Annotated in this window: 4 protein-coding genes; all 4 read left to right on the top strand. The window is 46.1% G+C overall.

Going from position 1 to position 4,478, the window contains the following annotated elements:
• Nucleotides 1–456: gliding motility-associated C-terminal domain-containing protein (locus ACJ751_RS19750; RefSeq protein WP_407747242.1), on the top strand; the 456-nt coding region annotated here is incomplete at its 5' end.
• 22 nt (nucleotides 457–478) lie between these two features.
• Nucleotides 479–1,477, top strand: coding sequence for a PorP/SprF family type IX secretion system membrane protein (locus tag ACJ751_RS19745; RefSeq protein ID WP_407747241.1), 999 nt, complete (start codon nucleotides 479–481; stop codon nucleotides 1,475–1,477).
• A gap of 75 nt (nucleotides 1,478–1,552) precedes the next feature.
• On the top strand, nucleotides 1,553–3,571 hold the full coding sequence (locus ACJ751_RS19740) for an OmpA family protein (protein ID WP_407747240.1): 2,019 nt from the start codon (nucleotides 1,553–1,555) through the stop codon (nucleotides 3,569–3,571).
• 399 nt (nucleotides 3,572–3,970) lie between these two features.
• Nucleotides 3,971–4,477, top strand: a complete 507-nt coding sequence (locus tag ACJ751_RS19735; RefSeq protein ID WP_407747239.1) for a hypothetical protein — start codon at nucleotides 3,971–3,973, stop codon at nucleotides 4,475–4,477.
• The last annotated feature ends 1 nt before the right edge of the window (nucleotide 4,478 follow it).

Below are 4,478 nucleotides of genomic sequence, written 5' to 3'. Positions count from 1 at the left end.
GGTTACCGCGTATCGCGCGACAAGCTTAACTGGACGATACCCAGCTCGGGCGCTATGGGCTTAAGCCATACCGTTACCGGCCTCAAGCCTACTGATAAAATAACGTTGTGGGTGAAAGCGCTGGGCACCCGGGTCGATTGTCCTGAATATATCTCTGACAGTACGGAAGGGCAGGCGCTTACCGATGGCGTTTTTGTACCCAACACGTTTACTCCAAATGGTGATACGCATAACGACTACTTCAAGGTGTATAGTAATGTTACCAAAACAATACACTGGATGGTATTTAACCAATGGGGTGAAAAAATATTTGAATCAAACGATATACAGGCCCAATGGGATGGAACTTATAAAGGCAAACCTCAGCCCGTTGGCGTATATGTATATGTGGTATCAGGGATGTTAACAGATGGTACCAAAGTATCCCAAAAAGGAACCTTTAATCTAGTCCGGTAAAATAACCCAAAAACTGTTTGTAATGCTACGATATCTTAGAAAAACCAGCCTGTTACTGTTGACGATTGCTACAGCAATAACAGGTCATTCTCAAACAGATCCTCATTTTTCGCAATACTATGCCTATCCGTTGTGGCTGAACCCGGCTTTAACGGGCGCCATAGACGGTAACTACCGGGTTACGGCCATGTACCGCAGCCAGTGGGGCGGTATTAGTAACCCTTTTGCAACACCCGGTGTTTCGGCAGACATTGTAACGAATAAGAATGTAAGCCTTGGTTTAAATATCATGAACCAGCGGGCAGGCAATATTGGTTACAGCTATCTCACCGGGTACGGGTCTATGAGCTACAATGGCGTTCGCTTCGGTTATCACCAGATATCTCTTGGCATGGCATTCGGCGTGCTTAACCGCCGGTTCGATCCCACCAAGTTCCGTACCGGCGACCAATGGCGCGCAGCAACCGGCTATGACCCTACGGCTGGCGGCGGTGAAACATTGACCAAAACATCAGCCATTACATTCGACGCAGGCGTAGGCGCTGTATACTACGATGGAACACCTGGTAAAAAAGCCAACCTGTTCGGTGGTGTCTCTGCCTTTCATTTAACCCAACCTCAGGATCCCTTCTTTGCCAATGGGGCAGAGAAAATGCCCATGCGACTCACCGTACATGGCGGTTTAAAATACAATGTGAACGAAAATCTGAGCATTACGCCCAACCTGTTGTACATGCGGCAGGGAACAAGCCAGGAGAAAATGATTGGTGCTTATGCCCAAACACGGGTGAATGAAATTACCGACTTTCTGGTGGGCGCCAACTTCCGGTTTGGAGATGCCTTTGCTCCTTATGTGGGCGTTTATTATAAGAACTATATGATCAGTGCGAGTTACGATGTAAACGTATCTGATCTGGGTAAGGTAGGGGGCAATGCCAATAACTTTGAAATATCCCTGACGCTTATTGGCCGCAAATCGGTTAAACAGGATGCTGTGCCGTTTGTGTGTCCGAGATTGTAATACTATAAGACGCGGGAAGGATAGACGGGAATTGAATTCCATCAGCATATTATCTCATTAGCAAATAAGCAGATTATGTTTAAGCATCTACTAATAATTGCTGGTTTAGGATTGTCTGCAGCTGCGGTAAATGCGCAGGCAAGCAACTTTAAACGTGTGGCAGAAACGTTTTATGCCAATGGCGATTATTATTCAGCCGCACACTACTTTGAAAAGTACTTAAGTGGAAAAACACCCACCCATTCAGGTTACAATGCCTATGTGGTACAAAAGCAGGGTGCTGCGTTGCTCAATCATAACGATTTGGGTGGCCTCGACGCGAACCTGCTGTACAAAATGGGCGATTGTTATTACAACCTGAACGATTTTATACATGCGGAGCAGTGGTATAAATTGCTATTGCAAAAAGACTCTACGGCCCATCCGCTGGCCCGTTACTATTATGGCATTTGTTTGCGCTCTAATGGTAATTATAGTATTGCCCAAAAGGAGTTGGACCGGTTTGTAAAGGAGAACACCGAAGGCGAGCAATATAATAAAATGGCGCAGCAGGAGATCGATAATTGTATATTCATTCAGCAGCAGTTAAGCAATGGCCCTAGCGGGGTTAAAATTGAAAGGCTTAACAACAACATCAATAAAGAAGGGGCTAACTATGCAGCCAGCTGGTTAAATAACAATACCCTGGCTTTTACTTCAACCCGTGCTGAAGGATATACCAACGCTTTGTACACCGCTGCCTTTCAGGGCGAGGGTGATTTCAACAAAGTTGAAAAAATGAGTGTATCGGCGCCCAAAAATACCCAACAGGGCACCCCGGCCTTTACACCCGATGGCTCAAGAATGTTCTTTACCGGCTGGATAGTGAAGAATGGTAAAAAACTGTCGGCCATCTATACGAGCGAGCAAAATAGTGGCCGGTGGAGCGAGCCTGTACTGATCGATGGAAAACTCACTGAACAATCATTCAACTCACGGCAGCCCCAGGTAACCCCCGACGGAAAATACCTGTTATTCTCCAGCGAGCGTTCCGACGGTATTGGCGGGTTCGACATCTGGTATGCCACCCTGGATAGCAAAGGCATTCCCGGCCAAATCACAAACGCGGGACCTGCCATCAATACTACCGGCGATGAGGAAGCTCCATTTTACCATGGGCCCACGCAATCCCTGGTATTTGCATCCAATGGCAGAACCGGGATGGGCGGTTTCGACCTGTACAGTTCTACCGGTAATTTCACCGGTTCCTGGACGGTTTCGCTGAACCTCGGCTACCCGGTGAACTCTGAAAAAGATGATATTTATTTTGTAAGCCGTGGCAAGGGCCTGCTGGAAGACGCGATCTTCAGTACTGACCGGGCTTCTCTGTGCTGCCTGGAATTATTCTCTATACATAAGAACTACCACCAGGTATTTACCGGTGTGGTGCTTGATTGTGATACTAAAAAACCGCTCGAAGGGGCCATTATTTCTGCAAAAGACCCCCGCGGTGTTGAAGTGGCTACCATTAAAACCCAGGCCGGCGGACGCTATACCATTCAAACCGATGCCGGAATGGCCCTGCAGATCAGCGGTACCCAGGATGATTACCAGGGCGGTTTGCTGACGGCTTACCCCTCCAAAGGCGATACCGTGTTCGCCCAGGAGTTATGCCTGGTCAAAAAGCCCGATCCGTTCAAAAACAAGACCGAGGTTACCTACCAGATCGTGTTTGAGTTAAAAACCGAGATCGCAAAGGAATCGTACCCATATCTTGACCTCATTGCCTCCTATTTAAAGACTAACCCGACCGTGGTACTGGAAATAGATGTGCATACAGACGGTTTGGGTTCAGTTAAATCGAACGAGTTCCTGGCGAAAGGCCGCGCCAATGCCTGCGCCGAGTACCTGATCAATGCCGGCGTATCGGGTAGACAGTTAAAACCTGTAGGTTTTGGCGAGTGCTGTCCGATAGAGAAAGAAACAACGCCTGATGGGAAAGACATTCCTGAAGCGCGGGAGAAAAACAGACGTGTGGTGTTCAAAATGTTGAATAATGGCGCTACGATCAATAATGGTACGCCAATCATTAATGGCACCCAAAATACCAACTAGAACAGACAAACGCCCACCGGCACCCGATAAGGCCGTGTTTTAAATAGATGAACGGCTTTCCCCCACTTGTTTGGGTAGCATGGCGGAAAAGTACTATAACAAAAAGCCCCCGGAATTCGGCATGATCGAATACTCCGGGGGCCTTATTTTTGTCCCTGACTTTCCGGTTTTTTTTTTGTTAAATTTATTACGGGCTTGCATAAATTATGCTGGAGGGATCATTTTCGGATTCCCTGCCGGCTAATGAATGCTTTTGGGAAAAGATTAACCCTCTTTTTAGGGGTATGTCATATTAAATTCATACAGATTAAAAATCCTTAAATTGCATTCATACCCAGCGTTTAAAGGCTTTTTTACGTATAGAGCATAGATCATCTACTTAATCAAAATTTACATTTTATGAAACAGGTCTTCTCAGTTCTCTCCGTTGCCAGTGTTGCGTTTTTCACACTCTTTTTATCAACGACCAACGTAAGCTGTAAAAAAGGCGATACGGGTCCTAAGGGTGATACAGGTGTCGCCAATGCCATGTATTCTAAATGGACGAATGTGGCATTTAGCGGCGCAATACTGCAAAGCGGCGATACGGTTGCATTAGGCACTATCACTGCTCCAGCAATTACCAAGGATATTCTTAATAAAGGCTCAGTACATGTGTATCTTAATTTGAATGGTGCCGATACCACAAACCCGACCGTTGTTCAACTTCCTTATGTAGATCCAATCACTTATTCAACTGTTAGCATACAACTGACAGTTGGAAAAATTTATTTAATCGGTAATGATGATTTTAGTGGTTATTATCGCTATTTCATTCTTCCAGGTGGTGTAAACGTTGGACGCACGCAGACCATTGACTGGAATAATTATGGAGAGGTGAAAAAGATCTTTGGCCTTACAAACTAAG

Source organism: Niastella sp. (assembly GCF_045805085.1).
In the GTDB taxonomy this organism is placed as follows: Bacteria; Bacteroidota; Bacteroidia; order Chitinophagales; family Chitinophagaceae; genus Niastella.
Note: the sequence above shows the minus strand (reverse complement) of the source record. Positions and strands in the feature narration are given on the sequence as shown.